This is a genomic window from Luedemannella flava (assembly GCF_039528515.1).
In the GTDB taxonomy this organism is placed as follows: Bacteria; Actinomycetota; Actinomycetes; order Mycobacteriales; family Micromonosporaceae; genus Luedemannella; species Luedemannella flava.
This window is the reverse complement of the sequence record NZ_BAAALT010000022.1, coordinates 40,877-57,873: the sequence shown is the minus strand read 5'-3', so window position 1 is coordinate 57,873 and position 16,997 is coordinate 40,877. Positions and strand designations below refer to the sequence as shown.

Here is a 16,997-nt window from a genome sequence, read left to right as displayed (position 1 = left end):
TAGTGACTTTGCTGGTTATCCACAGCCTCAGCCACTTCTTCCCCGAGTTATCCACAGCCTCCGGGGAAGTTGTCCACAGCGACTGCTGCGGTCAGTGAGCGTCAGGCTTTGCCGAGAATCCGGTTCACGGTCGTGCCGCACACGGGGCACTTGCCCTTGGCCATCTTCATGCCGCTCTTGGACACCTCGACCGTGCCCTCGTAGTCGCGCTTCTCCTTGCACTTGACGCAGTAGCCGTTGTACGTCTGTGCCTTCTCGGCCACGGACTCCTCCTCCGACGGTTTCGTGTAACTCATGAAGTGTCGGGGTGGTATGCCCGAAATCGCCCGAGACACGCCGGTGGCCGAACGGTGGAATCTTTCGTCGAATAACCCTGCTAACCAGCTCATATAGGTTCAAGATCGCAGAGTTGCCCCTTGCGGAGGGTAGGCCACGGCGGGCTAGGTTGCCGAACGTGGGTGCTCATCCCCCGGTGCCCGCGCTGGCTCGCACCCTCGTGTCCGTGCCACGCCGGCCGGACGTAGAAGTGCGGCGCAGCCAGCGCCGCCGACGGACCGTGTCCGCCTACCGGGACGGCGAGCGCGTCGTCGTCCTCATCCCGGCCCAGTTCTCCGGGGCCGAGGAGCGCGAGTGGGTCGACCGGATGCTCGCCCGCCTCGACGCCCGCGAGCAGCGCAACCGCCGCACCGACACCTATCTGGCCGAGCGCGCCCAGCGCCTGATCGACCGGCACCTGTCCGACCAGCGCGCCGCCCAGGCGCCGATCTCGGTCCGTTGGGTCAACAACCAGCACGGCCGCTGGGGCTCCTGCACCCCCGCCGACCGCACCATCCGGATCTCCTCCCGGATCATGGACTTCCCCGAGTGGGTGCTCGACTACGTGCTCCTGCACGAGCTGTCGCACCTGGTCGTCCCGTTCCACAACGCCCGCTTCTGGTCGCTCGTCGCCCGCTACCCCAAGGCCGAGCGCGCCCGGGGTTACCTGGAAGGGGTGTCCGCCGCGGCCGGCCTCGGCATCAGCGAGGATTGACCCCGTGACCGAGCGCAGCGAGGGCATCATCGGGTCAGGTGTGGGTCATGTCGACGCCCCGCGAAGCGGGGCGTCGACATGACCCGCCGCGTCGCCGCCGCCGTGCTCACCCCGCCCACCTGGACCCCGCCCGGCATCGACCCGGTGGCCTGGCGCATCGCGCTGGCTGAGGACCTCCTCGACGTACTCGCCCTGATGGCCGAGGTCGAACCCGCGGTCGTCGTGCCGGCGTCCGAGGTCTGGTTGCGGTCCGAGGTCGGCTGGCCAGGACTTCCCTGGTACGCCGCGGCGAGCCCACGCCTGCCGGACCTGCTGCGGGCGGTGGCGGGCCCGCCCGTGCCGCCGGCCCCGAACCCGGCCGGCGCCCCGTCGGCCGCGGCCCCGCTGGATCAGGCCGCGCCCGCTGGCGGTGCGCCGGATCAGGTCGCGCTCATCGCCGCGGACGCGCCGGACCTGCCCGGTCTCGTCATCGCCAAGCTGCTGCGCCCCCTGACCACGCGCCCGTTCGCGGCGGCGCCGGCCGTGGACGGCGGCCCGGGCCTGCTCGGCGTCGCGTCCCGCCTGCCGGCCCCCGACTGGCTGCCCGACGCGGAGTTGGACGCCCTGGACGTGCTCACGGTCCGCCGCGTCGCCCCGCAGCTCACGGACGTCGTCTCGACGGCCGGCTGGCACCGCCTCCGTGGCCCCGAGGTCCTGGCCGCCCTGGACCCGCGCCTGGAGGGCTGGGACGCCACCCGGGCCCTGCTCAACGGATAGCGGCCGGCGACGCTAGCCCGCGTGCCGCGGTCCGACCCGCCCGGACGGACCTTGAGCGGCGAAGATCGCCGTTTGGGGATGCACAGTGCTGCTACAGCGCGGTCTGCATCCCCAAACGGCAATCATGCTCCCGCGGAACCCGACCCACCGGCACAGCCCGCCCGACATATCCGAAATATCCCACTCCCAGCGCGGGGCGCCAGGCAACAGGCCCGCCCGTTACGGCTTCGGGTCGGTGCCGGGTTCCGTGTCGTCGTCGGAGCGGTCGTCGGGAGGGGTGTTGAGGTCGAGGCCGCTGAGGTCGTCGGGGATGACGAAGTCGTCCTCGGCGGGGGTGCCGGCCGCGAAGCGCTCCGGGTCGGCGAAGTCGTCACCCGTGGGCAGCAGGTCGGGGTGCGCCCAGATGCCGTCGCGGCCCTCGACGCCCCGGGCGGCGGTGAGCGCCGTCCACAGGGCCGTGGCCTCGCGCAGGCGGCGGGGCCGCAGCTCCAGGCCGACCAGCGCGGCGAACGTCTGCTCGGCCGGGCCGCCGGCGGCGCGGCGGCGGCGGAACGTCTCGGCCAGGCGGACCGCGTCGGGCAGTCGGCCGGCCGCGGCCGCGTCCACGACGTGCGCGACCCAGCCCTCGACGAGCGCCAGGATCGTCTCCAGCCGGGCGAGCGCCGCCTGCTGGGCGGGCGACTCCTCCGGCGTGAAGATGCCCTCCAGCTGCAGGGTCTGCATCGACTCCGGGTCGGTCGGGTCGATGCGGCCCATGGCCTCCTCGATCGCCTCCCGGTCGACCTTGATGCCGGCCGCGTACGCCTCGACGGCGGCGAGGACGTGCCCGCGCAGCCACGGGACGTGACCGAAGAGGCGCTGGTGGGCGGCCTCGCGCAGGGCGACGTACAGCCGGATCTGGTCCTCGGGGATCTCCAGACCCTCGCCGTACTCGCTGATGTTCTTGGGCACGAGCGCCGCGGTGCCGGTCGGGCCGAGGGGGAGGCCGATGTCGCCGGCCGAGAGGACCTCGCCGGCCAGGGAGGCCAGGGCGGTGCCGAGCTGGCTGCCGAACACGGCGCCGCCGACCGAGGACAGCATCGCGGCCATCGGGCCGAGCTGGGCGCGCATCTCCTCGGGCACCAGGTCGCTCATGGCGTTGACCATGTGCTTGGCCACCGGGTCGCACAGCTTCTTCCACACGGGCAGGGTCTTGGTGAGCCACTCGGCCCGCCGCCACGCCTCGATGTGGCCGATGCCCGACGGCAGGGCCGACTGGGGCTCGAGCCACAGGTCGGCCAGCCGCAGCGCCTCGGCGGCCGCCTCGCGCGCCGGGCCGGCCACGGCCGGGTCGTCGGTGAGCTGCGACTGGGCGATCTGGGTGGCCAGGTCCCAGTTGACCGGGCCGCCCGATCCGGCCGCCATCAGCTGCTGGAGCTGGGCGAGGATGGCCTGCATCTGGGCCGGATCGTTCGGATCCGGCCCGCCCGGGCCGCCGGGGAGCGAGAAACCGAACGGCGGGTTGGTCACGCCGCCACCTCCCCGCGGTCGGCGTCGACATGACTGATTCGGTGCCAGCCGATTCCCTCGCTGCGCTCGGTCATGCCGTCCACCGTACTCGTCGAAGGCCCGTCCGACCCTGGCAGCAAGCTGTGTACGCCGCAGGCGAAACGCGAGCCGGCGCTGGGTAGGCTGGCTGACCATGAAGCGACGTACGACGACGGTAGTGGTCGGTGCCGTGCTGGTGGTGGCACTGACCTGGCTGGTGGGCAGCGCCGACGTGCCGTACGTCCAGATGGACCCGGGGCCGACCTACAACACGGTCGCGGCCAACGACTCGGTGATCTCGATCACCGGCACCGAGACCTCGAAGTCCGAGGGCCAGCTGCTCTTCGTGACCGTCCGCGTGCGCCCGCAGCTGACCCTGCTGGAGGCCCTGCGCGGCTGGTGGGACAGCGACTCGGCGGTGGTGCCGCGCGAGCTCGTCTACCCGCCGGACAAGACGGAGAAGGAAGTCGAGAAGCAGAACGCCGAGGACTTCGCGCGCTCCGAGTCCAGCGCCCAGCTCGCGGCGCTCGCCCAGCTCGGGTTCGCCGAGAAGGTCGCCGTCGACAAGGTGACCACGGGCGCGCCGGCCGACGGCGTGCTCAAGCCGGAGGACATCATCGTCTCGATCGACGGCACCCCGGTCACCACGACCGACAAGCTGCTCGAGCTGATCCGCGCGAAGCCCGTCGGCACCAGGCTCACGATCGAGGTCACCCGCGACGGCAAGCCGGTCACCGCGCAGGTCGCCACGGTGAAGGGCGAGGACGGCAACCCGCGGGTGGGCATCGTGCCCAAGCTGGTGCGGCCGCACCCGTTCACCGTGAAGATCCCGGTGGAGGACGTCGGCGGCCCGTCGGCCGGGCTCATGCTGAGCCTCGGCATCATCGACAAGCTCGACCCGGTCGACCTCACCGGTGGAAAGATCATTGCTGGTACGGGTTCCATCGACGAGAAGGGCGCGGTAGGCCCGATCGGCGGCGTGGCGCAGAAGGTGGTGGCCGCCAAGCGCGACGGGGCCGCCTGGTTCCTCACCCCGAAGGCCAACTGCGCCGAGGCGGTCGCCAACGCGCAGGAGGGTCTGCCGCTCGTCCAGGTGTCGACACTGACCGACGCGGTGACGGCGCTCAAGACCATCCGTGAGGGCGGTCAACCCCAGCTGTGTACTCGCTGAGAAAGGGCAATTCCCCGCGAGTCTGGACGGGTGGTGGAGGGGCCGGGGTAGCGGACACGCCGTAGTGTTGCCCCGTGGTGATGCGAAGCCCCCTGCCCCGAGTCAGCCGGCGCGGCCGGGTCACGATCGTCGTCCTGGCCGTGGTCCTGCTCGTCTTCATGTTCGCCGACCGGATCGTCAACCTGTGGACCGACTGGTTGTGGTTCGGCGAGGTCGGCTACACCAGCGTGTTCGCGGGCATGCTGCGTACCCGTCTGCTGTTGTTCCTGATCTTTGGCCTGGTCATGGCCGGGATCGTCTTCGGCAACCTCTACCTCGCCTACCGGACGCGGCCGCTGCTGCGCGCCAACTCGTTGGAGCAGCACGCGCTCGACCGCTACCGGGTGCTGCTCACGCCGCGCATCAAGCTGTGGACGGGGCTGATCGCCGGCGTCGTCGGCCTGTTCGCCGGCCTGGCCGCGCAGGGGCACTGGCAGCAGTGGCTGCTGTTCGCCAACGGCGGCAAGTTCGGGGTCACCGACCCGCAGTTCAAGGTGGACGTCGGCTTCTACGTCTTCGACTACCCGTTCTGGCGCTACCTGCTCGACTTCGGCTTCGCGGCGACCACGCTCGCCATCATCGGCTCGCTCGCCATGCACTACCTCTACGGCGGGGTGCGCCTGCAGGGCGCCGGCGACCGCATGACCACCGCCGCGCGGGTCCACCTCACCACGCTCATCGCCGTCTTCGTGCTGCTCAAGGCCGCGGCGTACGTGCTGGACAGGCGCGCGCTGCTGCTCGACTTCAACGAGGGCACCGACCTGTGGGGCGCCGGGTACACCGACATCAACGCGCTGCTGCCGGCCAAGGAGATCCTCGGCTACATCTCCGTGCTCGTCGCGGTGGCGATCATCGTCTTCTCCAACATGCGGGGCCGCAACCTCGTGTGGGCGGGCGCGTCGCTGGCGCTGCTCGGCATCGCCGCGGTCGCGATCGGCGGCGTCTACCCCGCGGCCGTGCAGTACTTCACGGTGAAGCCGAACATCCGCGACAAGGAAGCGCCGTACATCAAGCGCACGATCGACGGCACCCTCGCCGCGTACGGCCTCGACAAGGTGAAGACGCAGGCGTACGCGGCGAACACGCTGACGCCGCCGCCGTCGCTGACCACCGACACCACGATCGTGCCCAACATCCGGCTGCTCGACCCGGCGGTCGTGTCCGACGCGTTCACGCAGGCGCAGCAGATCCGCCCGTTCTACGACTTCAACGAGCAGCTCGACATCGACCGGTACACGATCGGCGGCAAGACCCAGGACTACGTCGTCGGCGTCCGCGAAATCAACTACAGCAAGCTGACCGGCCAGCAGACCAACTGGCAGAACCAGCACACGGTCTTCACCCACGGGTACGGTTTCGTGGCCGCGCCCGCGAACAAGACGGTCTGCAACGGCCTGCCGTTCTTCGTCTCCGGCGGCTTCCTGGGCGAGCAGACCACGGCGACCGGCGAGACCACGGGCTCGGGCTGCGCCTCGCCCAACGAGGTCATCTCGGCGCAGCAGCCGCGCGTCTACTACGGCGAGCTCGCCACCGACTACGTCGTGGTGGGCAAGCCCGACGGCGCGACGGGCGACAGCGAGTTCGACCGTCCGGCCGGCGAGAGCGAGCAGCACTACACGTACCAGGGCAAGGGCGGCATCGACGTCGGCTCGTTCGGCCGGCGCCTGCTGTACGCGCTGCACTACCGCGAGGGCAACTTCATCCTCTCGGACGTCTTCAACGACAACTCCAAGCTGCTCTACATCCGCGACCCGCGCGAGCGCGTCAAGAAGGTCGCCCCGTTCCTGCGCCTGGACGGCGACCCGTACCCGGCCGTGATCGGTGGGAAGATCGTCTGGATCCTGGACGGCTACACGACCTCGTCGACGTACCCGTACGCCCAGCGCACCGACCTGGCCGAGTCGACCACGGACGCGCTCACCGGCACCGGCGGCGTGGCCGCCCAGGCCAAGGAGAACATCAACTACATCCGCAACTCGGTGAAGGCCACCGTCGACGCCTACGACGGCACGGTGACCCTCTACAACTTCGACGAGTCGGACCCGGTCCTCAAGGCCTGGAACAAGGCGTTCGGCAGCGACCTGATCAAGCCGAAGTCCGCGATCCCGGCCGAGCTGGCGGCGCACTTCCGCTACCCCGAGGACCTGTTCAAGGTCCAGCGGGACCTGCTCTCGCGCTTCCACGTGAAGGACCCCAAGGAGTTCAACACCGGAGCGGACTTCTGGGCGGTGCCGGACGACCCGGCACGGCACGGCTCGACGACCGCGGCCGGCAAGCAGCCGCCGTACTACCTGCTCACCCAGTTCCCGGGCGAGGAGGCCACGACGTTCCAGCTCACGGCGGCGCTGACGCCCGCCCGGCGGCAGAACCTCGCCGCCCTCATGACAGGCCGGTACGTCAACGGCGAGCCACAGCTCGAGGTGCTCGAACTGCCCCGGGAGAACCGCATCCCCGGCCCCGGGCAGGCCCAGCAGAACATGGCCAACGACCCCAACACCCGCACCTCGCTCAACCAGCTCCAGGGCACGGGCAGCCAGTCCCAACTGGTCTACGGCAACCTGCTCTCCCTCCCGTACGGCGGCGGCATGCTCTACGTCCAGCCGGTGTACCTGAAGAGCAACGTGAGCAACTCCTTCCCGCTGCTGAAGAAGGTGCTCGTCAGCTACGGCGACAAGCTCGGCTACGCGGACACCCTCGACCAGGCGCTCGCGCAGCTGGTCAAGGGAGACACCACCGCCCCGACGACGCCCACGACGCCGACCACCCCGACGACGCCGACAACCCCGACCACGCCGCCGACGACGCCCACGGCCCCCGCCACGCCGCCGTCAGGCAACCTGGCGGAGGCGACGGCCAAGATGAACACCGCGATCCAGAAGCTGAAGGCCGCCCAGCAGTCAGGCAACTTCGAGGAGTACGGCAAGGCGCTCAGCGAACTGGACGCCGCCATCAAGGAGTTCGAGGCGGCCCAGGCGGCGGCGGGCGGCGGAACCCCCACGCGGTAACCGGTCAAACGGCGACAGATCGCCCGGCGGATCACTCCGCCGGGCGATCTTTATGTGGCCCCCGTCATCCTCTTTGCGGTTCCGGGGGTTCATGAGCTAGTGTTTCCGAGGCGACGCGGGGTGGAGCAGCTCGGTAGCTCGCTGGGCTCATAACCCAGAGGTCCTAGGTTCAAATCCTAGCCCCGCTACAAAATGAAAGCCCTGACCAGCATTTGCTGGTCAGGGCTTTCGCTTTTATCGATCTGGTTTTGAACCGCCCCCCGAAAACCCCCGGCTTATGCGATCTACAGTCAGGTTCGCGTCCAGACCGAAGCCAGCGTGGCCCGCTAGGCCGCTTCCTTGTCCCCGGCATCCTGACCGATGCCGACGCCCGTACCACCACGACCGGGTACGACTGGACGCTCCGCCAGCCGAACATCTCCACAGTCGACCCCTCCGGGCTGGCCCTGGCCACCCGCACCACATACGACTCCACGACCGGACTCACCACGTCAACCACCGCGCCAGCCGGCGGCACCAGCACCAACACGCCGGCCACCCGACAGTACGTCTACTACCGGGCGGGCACCGGATCCGGCTACAGCGAGTGCGACAGCCACCCCGAGTGGGCCAACCTCGTCTGCCGGACGCAACCCGGCGGTCAAGCGGCCAGCGGCCCCGAACTGAAGTGCCCTGAAGATTCCGGACAACGACCCCTAAATCGGGTCGTTGATCTTTCGGAGGAATCAGATGGCACGAGCGAAGAAGAATTTCACGTCGGCGTACCGGGACGAGGCGGTGAAGATGGTGATCGAGACGTCGCGTCCGATCGCGCAGGTCGCCCGGGAGTTGGGCATCAACGAGGGCACCCTGGGCAACTGGGTCAACACCTACCGGCGCCAGCATCCGGTCGACGAGGCGCCGCTGACGCTCAGCGAACGGGCCCGCCTGCGTGAGCTGGAGAAGGAGAACCGGGAACTGCGGATGCGCAACGAGTTCCTGGGAAAAGCGGCGGCCTTCTTCGCCCAGGAGTACCGGTGAGCAGCAAGTACGAGTTCATCGACGGCGAGAAGGCCCACTACCCGGTCGTGAAGATGTGCGCCTGGGCGGCCGTGTCACGGGCCGGCTACTACGAATGGCGCAACCGGCCGGCGTCGGCGACCGTTGAGCGCAGAACCGTTCTCGCGCAACAGGTCCGTGAGGTGTTCGCCGACCTCGACGAGACCTACGGTTACCGGCGGGTGTGGCACGAACTACGCCGCCGCGGCGTCGAGTGCGGCCCGGAACTGGTCCGCGACATCGTGCGCGAGCACAACCTCATCGCCTGCCAGCCACGCCCATGGCGCCTGACCACGGTGCCCGACCCCGACGCGCCGACCACACCCGACCTCGTCAGGCGCGACTTCACCGCGCAGGCGCCGGGCGTCAAGCTCGTCGGTGACATCACCTACATCGCGACGTGGCAGGGGTTCGTCTACCTCGCCACCGTCATCGACTGTCACACCAAGATGGTGGCCGGCTACGCCATCGCAGGTCACCTGAACGCGTCGCTGGTCTGCGACGCGATCACGATGGCCGCGCAACGGATCACCCTGGCCCCGCAGGCGATCTTCCATTCCGATCGCGGCTGCCAGTACACCTCGGCCCAGTTCCGTGCACAGTTGGCACGTCTCAACGTGCGGCCCTCCGTCGGGCGGACCGGTGTGTGCTGGGACAACGCCCTCGCCGAGTCGTTCAACGCCGCGTTGAAGAACGAGCGTGTGCACCGCACCGTCTACCCAACGAAGCGACACGCCGTCACGGACGTGACCCGCTACATCGAGTTCCACCGCAATAACCGGCGAATCCACTCAGGACTCGGATACCGGACACCCCAGGAAGTCCACGACGAGTACCTCAACCGGCAGCAAGCAGCCTAAATCCACAAATTCAGCTGTCCGGAATTGCCGGGGCACACCAAACTGCCTGTCGCTGTCACCACATACGACATGTTCAACCAGATGAGAACGCTTGTCGAGAAGACCTCCGCAGGCACCCTGCGCACCACAACCACCGCCTACGACGGCGCCGGACGGATCTACACCGTCGACGTCGCTGGCGCGTCCGGCACCGGTACCTCAGTGCCAACCCGCAGGACGGTGTACGACGCGGCCAGTGGTGTTGCCACTCGAACCCAGACCGTGTCCGGCGGCAGCGTGACAGCGGAAGTCGTGCGAACATACGACACCTGGGCCGGATGACCTCATACACCGATGCCGACGGCAGCACAGCGACGACGACGTACGACCTGGCCGGTCGAGTCGCCACCTCAGACGATGGCAAGGGCACCCGCACTTACACCTATGACGGTGGATCGGAGCGACGCGGTCTCGTGACCTCGGTAGCGGACTCCCAGGTAGGCACCTTCTCATCGGGTGTCTATGACTCCAACGGGGCGTTGATCTCCCAGACGTGGCCGAACGGCGTTGTTGTCGCCACGGCCCACGATGAGACGGGTGACCCGAGCGGGTTGACTTACACCATGGTCGGATGCGGTCAGACCGATTGCACCCTGTACGAGGAGAACGCCCAGCGGTCCGGGTCTACGGGTTCAATTCCGCCGGCGACCGCACGAGCCTCACGACTTACGCCGCCGCGTCTGATGGCGGCTGCCAGACGTCAACGGGAACCACGACAACGACGTCGTACGACACCGCCGATCGGATCACGGCGAGCGGGTTCGTCCACGACATTCTCAGCAGGGCTACCACCGTGCCAGCCGCATCCACCGGTTCTTCCGCGGGCGGCGACCTGTCCGTGACATACCACGTGACAGACCTCGTCCGCTCGCTGAGCCAGGCCGGCAGGACGACCACCTATACCTTGGACGGGAACGGCGACAGGGTTCGCAACTGGACCGACAGCGATGGAAGCACCACGACGACAAGAATCCATCACTACGCGGACGACACGGACAGCCCGGCCTGGACAAATGAGTCAGGCGGAGTAACGACCCGGTCCGTTGATGGCCTCGGTGGTATGGCAGCAATTGTTGCGACCAACGGAACCTCAAGCATCGGATGGCAGCTGTCAAACCTTCATAGCGACATCGTCGCCACCATGGAGAACGCTGATCTTGTGCCCGCCACCGTCGGTGAGACGACCGAGTACGGCCAGCCGCGGAATAACGATGACGTTGGGGCCCAGCGCTACGGATGGCTGGGGGAAAAGCAGCGAGCGGCCGATACCCCGTCGGGCGTCGTTCTCATGGGAGTCCGGCTCTACGCCACGGCCCTGGGCAGGTTTCTACAGGTGGACCCCGTCTTTGGGGGTAGCTGCAACGCGTACGACTACGCCTGTCAGGATCCTGCCAACAAGTTTGATCTCGACGGGCGTTGTGCGCATATGGGCTTGAAGGGCTTCCTGGTCCTTGGGTTCAAAAAATGCGTTCAAATAGCGGCCAAGGCTGCTGCGCCAAAGTGGGCCCGTGGATACATTAAGCTCAGCTGGGGTATCCGGAGTCTTCCGGGCGTCATATCCGCCACATATCGAAACTTCTGCGGCAAGTCGGCTGCGTACACCGTTCCTGTTGGCGCTGCCACCGGCGGATGGGTGAAGTGGCAGCAAGGCAAGGCGAGCAAGATGGTCAAGTCGGGGAGTACTTGGTCGATGGTTAATATGGGTCACAAGAAGCGTATTGCGCTGCGCCGTTTTGCTGGAATGGCCAGCGTCATCCTGGCGGTTATGGATCTCGGCTGCTTGTTCCTGTGAGGTGGATAGAGGATATGGTGGGGAGACCGCTGAAGGTTGGCTCAATTGTTCCGGTCGTGTTTGCGGTGGGTGTTGTCGTCGAGGTTTGCGTATTTCTGTTCGGCGGGGGCAATCATTTGATCTCCGGGATTTATTGGGCACTCGGTGCAGTGGCAATATTCACGTCTCCCACTATTGAGCGACTGTTGCATCGGCGGAACAGTGATCGTACGGAAGCGAACCGAAGCCAGCGGTTGGGCGACCACGATCTGAAATAGTGTTGAAGTGCCCCGGTGGCCCGACAGGTTGTTCGGGCTACCGGGGCAACTTCAGGCCGGCGTGTGCGCCACTTTTCTGACGCCGCCTGCGGGGCGACTGATCGCCCAGGTCGGCGCGCTGATCAAGGAGTTGGCCGGACGCGCCGCCGACGGCGACATCACCAAGTCGGTGGCCGCAAGAGCGAGCCCTCGCTTACCCCTCGGAAATGCCCTGAGCGCGACCCATCCAATGCAAGACGGATCTTTGAAGCTCTCCTTCGGCGCAGCTCAGGCACACTTCAGTGCAATTTGCCAGGCTGTCGATGGCGGCGATCTTCATCCAAGGATCCAGAGGTCCTAGGTTCAAATCCTAGCCCCGCTACTAGGAGAAACGCCCCCTCAGAGATCATCTGAGGGGGCGTTTTCATGCCTAGTGAAGCCAGAAGTGAAGCCAGCGCGGGTCCTTACGCGGCTTCCTCGTCCTCCTCCGGCGTCTCGGGCGCATGCCAGTCCTCGCCGAAGATCAGATCGGCGATCCGGGTGGCCGCGTCGCGGTCCCTGCCCACCGATCTGTGCGTGTAGATCTGCGCGGTGACGTTCATGTTGGCGTGCCCGAGGCGGTCACTGACCACCTTCAGGTCCTCGCCGTTATCGAGCGTCACCGTGGCGTACGTGTGCCGGACGTCGTGCAGCCTGATCCGTGGCACGCCCGCGCGGTCCACCAGCCGGTTGAACCGGCGCGTGATCGTGTCCGGATGGATCAGCCGGCCGTCCGGGTGGCAGAACAGCTTGCCGTGGTCCTGGTAGCTGTCGCCGAACTCCTTCCGCTCCTGGCGGAGCATCGCCAGGTGCCGCCGCAGGTACGCCACCGTCACCGGGTCGAGCGAGATCGGGCGAGAGAAGCTGCTGTCGGTCTTCCCGTCCGAGTCCTGAGCCTTGCCGTCGACCACCACGCGCGTGTCCTCCAGGGTTCGCTTTCATCTATCTGGTTGTGAACCATCCCCGAAACCCCTCGGCACGGGACCGTCATGTGGCCGCCTCGCGTCGCTGAACGAATGCGGAACCTGTGTCGCACTTTTTGTGCACCACGGAGTTTGCCGCGGCAGGCCACCTGGCCAGGTTCGCTCAGCTGGCGGCCGCGGTAGCTGGACCGTGGACGAGATCCGTCGCGGGGGGTGACCACCGCGATCCACAATCCACACTCACAACCGATCTTGGAGCTAATCGCGGGCTGTCTCGAAGTCGAGGTGGCAGTGCCCGTGGTTGGCTGGTCGGGAGGCGCTGTACCTGGCTCTTGATCGGCGTTTGGTGGGCGAAAGTGCAGGGTGCGCGCTCGTTGATCGCGATTCGTGTCCCGGAGTGGAGCTGGGCTACACCCTGGTACACGAAACGATGATGTTGACCACTGGGGCCCGTGACCTCGGAGTCGGGTACTTCGACACAGGCCCTAGCTCCAAGATCGACAGGCCGACGTCATGTGAGACAGGCTCTGACGCGGTCGGCAATCAGCACGCGAAGGTCACGTACTCCTTCGAGTACGGTGACGCGGAGTCACGGGGGCGAGGTAAACAGGTCCGGGGAGAGTATCTGAGGTTTGTGATGGGTCAGTTGACCGAGCTTTACGCCGCAGTGCGGGCTCTGTGGGCCGATGCGGAACTACTGTTTCCAGCTCCAGGCGTGCTCGCGGGTCTGATGCTGTCACCCGGGACGAACGCGACCCTGCGGCAGATCGGGATGCCCAGGGAGATGGGCGGTGGCGTGATGTTCGGTGCCCGCGAGCCCATGCTGCTCGAGTCCTCAACGGGGTCGCGGTATCTCCGCCTGGGAGTGGGTGCCCACGGGCAGTGTGACATCTGCATTGAGCTGGCGACCGAACGCGTCGTCTGCCCCTTCACGAATGGTGAGGACTCGGGTCCGGTCGGCTTCTATGTCAACCGCGACGTCACGACGTTCCTGGACTATCTCCAGTCCATGGAGACCTACTTCCGGGTGCTTGAAGACGGTGATGAGGATCTGATCGTCTCTGAGCGAGACCGGGTAAGGGCGCATCTGCGGTCGATTGACGAGCTCGCCCTTGGGCCGACAGCCTGGTGGACGGGCTACGTCGAGGAGATGGACATGGTGTAAGCGCCTGGTAGCTCATGTCGCGATAGCCCATAAGGAGAGCTTCGCGACTTCCCTACGCGAGAGAAGGCGGTTTAGGCCGGTCGCGGCGGTGCGGTGGACTGCCGCAGGATCAGGTCCGGTCGGAAGACCAGTTCGCGGTGGGTGTGGCCGTGGTCGTGTTCGGCGAGGAGCAGGTCGACGGCGGCGCGGCCGAGTTCGTGGCGGGGCTGGCGCACGGTGGTGAGCGCGGGTGACAGTTCTGACGCGAAGTCGACGTCGTCGTAGCCGACGACGGACATGTCCTCAGGCACGCGGATGCCGGCGCGGCGTAGGCCGCGCAGCACGCGGACGGCGGCGACGTCGTTGAAGCAGATGATGGCGGTGGGCCGCGGGTCTTGGTGGAGTAGCTGGGTTACGGCGGCTTCGGTGGCGCCACTGGACGTAGGTCGGCTCACGGGTAGGTCGATCAGGGCGCCGTCGGGGTCGAGACCGGCGGTGAGGCATGCGTGCCGTGCGCCGGCCTGGCGTTGGACGGTGGCGTTGACTGCCTCCGCGGTTCGCAGGAAGGCGATACGTGTGTGGCCGAGGGCGAGCAGGTGCTCGGCGGCGCGTTGCCCGCCGAGTGCGTTGTCCACGGTTACCGCGCACAGGGGTGCGCCGTCGGGCGGGTGATCCAGAAGGACCACCGGGACGCCGCGTCGGCTCAACTCGATGAGCGGGGTGAGGTCCTGGCGGACGGGGTTGACGATGATGCCCCGCACGCCGTGTTCCTCGAGCATATGCAGGTAGCGGCGTTCGCGTTCGGGCTGCACGTCGGAGCTGCACAGCAGGTGCATGCAGTCGGCCTCGGCGAGACGGTCCTCGATGCCGCGGGCCACCTCGGCGAAGAAGGTGTTGGCGGTGTCGAGGAGCACGCAGCCGATCACGGAGCTGGGCGCTCCCCGCAGCTGGCGGGCGGCCCGGTTGCGGACGAATCCGACGTCGTTCATCGCGCGTTCGACGCGCTCGCGGGTTGCTGGTGCGACGATGTGCGGATTGTTGAGGACGTTGCTCACGGTGGACTCGGACACCCCCGCCAGGTCGGCCACCTGCCGGATGCCGGCACGCCGGATGGGTCGCGGCGCGTCGACGGCCACAGACACCTCCTGTGCCGGGATCAGTGTGGCAGGGCGGGCAGGCGCCGAAGTCTATCGCAGGTTTTCGGGCGAATTTTGCTCGATCGACTGCGTGGCCGCTTCCGCTGGTAAAGCCGTGCGCGCGTCCGTTGTGTGGGAGGGCCACAGGAAGTCCTTCAGCTCGTCGGATCACCGTGGCGTCGGTGGCCGCGGGGACCGCGCCCACCGACGCGGCACTCAGCGCAGGTTGGGCACCTCATCGCGGGTGACGACGTAGGAGCTGTTGTAGACGGTGTTGACGAACGACGTCGGGTTGATGCTGGTGTCGCTGATGAACGTGGTGTGCCAGGTGTTGAACAGCACCCACCGGGAGCCGGCCGACTGCAGCTGGGCCGGGTCGGGGATGCGCCCGTTCTCATGCAGCGCGATCGGCATGCTGGTGCCGTAGACGTTTCGGCAGGCGTTGTACATCGACGTCAGGGGGCCGTGATCGCCGGCGTAGGTGTCGGCGCCGCCGATGTCGACATACTGCCTGCCCGGGTACCATGCGGAGTTCGGGGAGCCGTTGAACGGGTGCAGGTAGACCAGGTTGTGCACGCCTTGCGCCCGCATGTAGTTATAGGTGTAGATCCAGAGCCGGTTGTACAGGGCGGCGCCCTCCATGCTCCACCAGAACCAGGTGCCCGACGCCTCGTGCCACGGACGGAACAGGACCGCGCCGCCGCCGTTCTGGATGATCTTCAACTGGCCGATCCACTCGTTCAGCCGGGTGTTGAGCCGGCCGTTGTCGGCGGTACCGGCGGTGAGTGCGGCGGTGATGTTGCCGCGCATCCGCGAGCCGGAGTAGCCGTCCGTGCCCTGGTTCGTCGCGCCCATGTGATAGCCGACCATCGGGATGCCGCCAGCGTTCCACCAGGCCAAACCGCGTGAACCCCAGTCCTTCGAGTCCCCTTGGTCAGATCCTCGGATCGCGGGGAGTTTGCCACTGGCGCTGCGGATGATGTTCATCTCGTAGTCCGGACTGCCCATCCAGACCGACTCCTGCTGACCGGACAGGATGTGGTTGCCGTACTGGCTGTAGAGGTAGCACAGCAACCGCTTCGCTGACGCGGTCGCGTCCGGGTCGACCGGGTTCACCCCGCAACTGGAACCCGGACCGGCCGTGGTGGCGGGAGGTCGGCTCGTGGCCGGAGTTGTCGTGGTGGCCGGCGGGCGACTGGTCGGTGCCGCCGAGGTGCTGCCGCCTGTGGTGGTGCCGGTGCAGGTGGTGCCATTCATGGCGAAGCTGGTCGGAACAGGGTTGGATCCGTTCCACGCGCCGTTGAACCCGAACGCGGTGGTGGCGTTGGCGGCCAGTGTGCCGTTGTAGCTGACGTTGGTCACGGCCACCGCCGAGCCGGACTGTGACACGCTGCCGTTCCACAGTTGGGTGACCGTCTGCCCGGCCCCGAAGGTCCACGTGACTCGCCAGCTGGTCACCGGGTCGCCCAGGTTGGTCAGGTTCACGTTGGCGCCGAAGCCGCCCTGCCACTGGTTGGTGACGGTGTACTGGACCCGGCACCCGGTTGCCGCCCGCGCATTCACCGCCGTCACCACACCGGCGGTCACCAGCGTCGCGGTCGCCGTCACAAGGACGACCGCTCTACGTCTTGCTGTTCGCATGTGAACTCCATACAAAGTGGCGGAGTCAGGCAAGCCCGTACCTGGCTCGCATGCCAGACGGACATGGCGATGCCCGCAGCCGGCACAGGAATGGGAACCCAAAAACGATCTTCGAAACATCGACTCCCGCCGAAATGTTAAGCACGCCGATTCGACGCTCGCAACAGGCGGTTGCAGCGTCGCAATTCGATCAACCCGTCACGGTCGCTCGCGGCTGAACCTCGCGTCACCACGGTGTCTGGCAGTAAAAGAGCAGGTCATAAGGTGGCCGCACGGGCTCGGTGCGAATGACCGGCTCCGACCGACACGTGGTTGGTCGGGTGCTTCCCGCTTATGCCGGGCCACCGAGGAGCAATGGAAGTTTCAATTCCGGCCGATCGCCTTTCGAACGCGGTCTCTACTCGGTGGGGCCCTGGGGGCGTCCGGGCCCGGCGGCGCCGATCATACGTCGCTCTGAGCGCACCAATTAGCGAGGTGGGCCTTGCTATACAGTCCTGCGAGCACCCGGCGTGGTCGCTCACTGCATCGGGTCATCGACGCGACGCATACGCAAGGACGATCGTTGCGACGATGCAATTGCGCCCCGACGCTCACGCCTCCGCGGTTCCGTGGCCACGGTCG

General features: G+C 67.3%; 13 protein-coding genes and 1 tRNA gene. 9 read left to right on the top strand and 5 right to left on the bottom strand.

Going from position 1 to position 16,997, the window contains the following annotated elements; all coding sequences use genetic code 11:
• Window positions 1-101: 101 nt before the first annotated feature.
• Entirely contained in the window at window positions 102-263 is a 162-nt protein-coding gene (locus tag ABD211_RS05305) for a DUF5679 domain-containing protein (RefSeq protein WP_344087548.1), read from the bottom strand.
• 233 nt (window positions 264-496) lie between these two features.
• On the opposite strand from ABD211_RS05305, the gene ABD211_RS05300 reads away from it, so the two are divergent.
• Both ABD211_RS05300 and ABD211_RS05295 read left to right on the top strand, forming a co-directional pair.
• Window positions 497-1,030 (top strand): M48 metallopeptidase family protein, encoded by a 534-nt coding sequence (locus tag ABD211_RS05300; RefSeq protein WP_344126825.1) that lies wholly within the window; start codon window positions 497-499, stop codon window positions 1,028-1,030.
• 78 nt (window positions 1,031-1,108) lie between these two features.
• Window positions 1,109-1,786: a hypothetical protein gene (locus ABD211_RS05295; protein WP_344126800.1), complete on the top strand. Its 678-nt coding sequence runs from the start codon at window positions 1,109-1,111 to the stop codon at window positions 1,784-1,786.
• 219 nt (window positions 1,787-2,005) lie between these two features.
• Here ABD211_RS05295 and ABD211_RS05290 read toward each other — a convergent pair whose 3' ends face one another.
• Window positions 2,006-3,295, bottom strand: a complete 1,290-nt coding sequence (locus tag ABD211_RS05290; protein ID WP_344126798.1) for a zinc-dependent metalloprotease — start codon at window positions 3,293-3,295, stop codon at window positions 2,006-2,008.
• Window positions 3,296-3,467: 172 nt separating this feature from the next.
• On the opposite strand from ABD211_RS05290, the gene ABD211_RS05285 reads away from it, so the two are divergent.
• The 6 genes from ABD211_RS05285 to ABD211_RS05260 all read left to right on the top strand — a co-directional run bounded on the left by ABD211_RS05285 (window position 3,468) and on the right by ABD211_RS05260 (window position 11,257).
• Window positions 3,468-4,484, top strand: coding sequence for a YlbL family protein (locus tag ABD211_RS05285; RefSeq protein WP_344126796.1), 1,017 nt, complete (start codon window positions 3,468-3,470; stop codon window positions 4,482-4,484).
• 80 nt (window positions 4,485-4,564) lie between these two features.
• The gene (locus ABD211_RS05280; protein ID WP_344126823.1) at window positions 4,565-7,528 is read left to right on the top strand and encodes a UPF0182 family membrane protein; all 2,964 of its coding nucleotides are present in this window, start codon (window positions 4,565-4,567) and stop codon (window positions 7,526-7,528) included.
• Between the two features lie 114 nt (window positions 7,529-7,642).
• Window positions 7,643-7,716 (top strand) — tRNA-Met (locus ABD211_RS05275).
• A gap of 541 nt (window positions 7,717-8,257) precedes the next feature.
• Window positions 8,258-9,426, top strand: a protein-coding gene (locus ABD211_RS05270) for an IS3 family transposase (RefSeq protein ID WP_344126794.1) whose coding sequence is annotated in 2 segments (ribosomal slippage) — window positions 8,258-8,510 and window positions 8,510-9,426 — 1,170 coding nt in all. Because the reading frame shifts where the segments join, the coding sequence is not laid out codon by codon here.
• Window positions 9,427-9,495: 69 nt separating this feature from the next.
• Window positions 9,496-9,747, top strand: coding sequence for a hypothetical protein (locus ABD211_RS05265; RefSeq protein ID WP_344126792.1), 252 nt, complete (start codon window positions 9,496-9,498; stop codon window positions 9,745-9,747).
• Between the two features lie 511 nt (window positions 9,748-10,258).
• Window positions 10,259-11,257, top strand: coding sequence for an RHS repeat-associated core domain-containing protein (locus tag ABD211_RS05260; RefSeq protein ID WP_344126790.1), 999 nt, complete (start codon window positions 10,259-10,261; stop codon window positions 11,255-11,257).
• Window positions 11,258-11,957: 700 nt separating this feature from the next.
• Here ABD211_RS05260 and ABD211_RS05255 read toward each other — a convergent pair.
• Window positions 11,958-12,446 carry a tyrosine-type recombinase/integrase gene (locus ABD211_RS05255; protein WP_344126788.1) on the bottom strand — a complete coding sequence of 163 codons (489 nt, stop codon included), beginning with the start codon at window positions 12,444-12,446 and terminating at the stop codon, window positions 11,958-11,960.
• Between the two features lie 406 nt (window positions 12,447-12,852).
• On the opposite strand from ABD211_RS05255, the gene ABD211_RS05250 reads away from it, so the two are divergent.
• Window positions 12,853-13,620, top strand: coding sequence for an SUKH-4 family immunity protein (locus tag ABD211_RS05250; protein ID WP_344126786.1), 768 nt, complete (start codon window positions 12,853-12,855; stop codon window positions 13,618-13,620).
• Between the two features lie 71 nt (window positions 13,621-13,691).
• Here the strand turns inward: ABD211_RS05250 and ABD211_RS05245 are convergent, their stop codons facing one another.
• Together ABD211_RS05245 and ABD211_RS05240 are read right to left on the bottom strand one after the other, a co-directional pair.
• Window positions 13,692-14,735 carry a LacI family DNA-binding transcriptional regulator gene (locus ABD211_RS05245; protein ID WP_344126784.1) on the bottom strand — a complete coding sequence of 348 codons (1,044 nt, stop codon included), beginning with the start codon at window positions 14,733-14,735 and terminating at the stop codon, window positions 13,692-13,694.
• Window positions 14,736-14,951: 216 nt separating this feature from the next.
• Window positions 14,952-16,376 carry a glycosyl hydrolase gene (locus tag ABD211_RS05240; protein WP_344126783.1) on the bottom strand — a complete coding sequence of 475 codons (1,425 nt, stop codon included), beginning with the start codon at window positions 16,374-16,376 and terminating at the stop codon, window positions 14,952-14,954.
• Between the last annotated feature and the right edge of the window lie 621 nt (window positions 16,377-16,997).

Bases quoted from the DNA above. Each gene is read 5' to 3' on its own strand.
- ABD211_RS05295 (WP_344126800.1), top strand. From the start codon at position 1,109: ATGACCCGCCGCGTCGCCGCCGCCGTGCTCACCCCGCCCACCTGGACC.
- ABD211_RS05285 (WP_344126796.1), top strand. From the start codon at position 3,468: ATGAAGCGACGTACGACGACGGTAGTGGTCGGTGCCGTGCTGGTGGTG.
- ABD211_RS05280 (WP_344126823.1), top strand. From the start codon at position 4,565: ATGCGAAGCCCCCTGCCCCGAGTCAGCCGGCGCGGCCGGGTCACGATC.
- ABD211_RS05265 (WP_344126792.1), top strand. From the start codon at position 9,496: ATGTTCAACCAGATGAGAACGCTTGTCGAGAAGACCTCCGCAGGCACC.
- ABD211_RS05240 (WP_344126783.1), bottom strand. From the start codon at position 16,376: ATGCGAACAGCAAGACGTAGAGCGGTCGTCCTTGTGACGGCGACCGCG.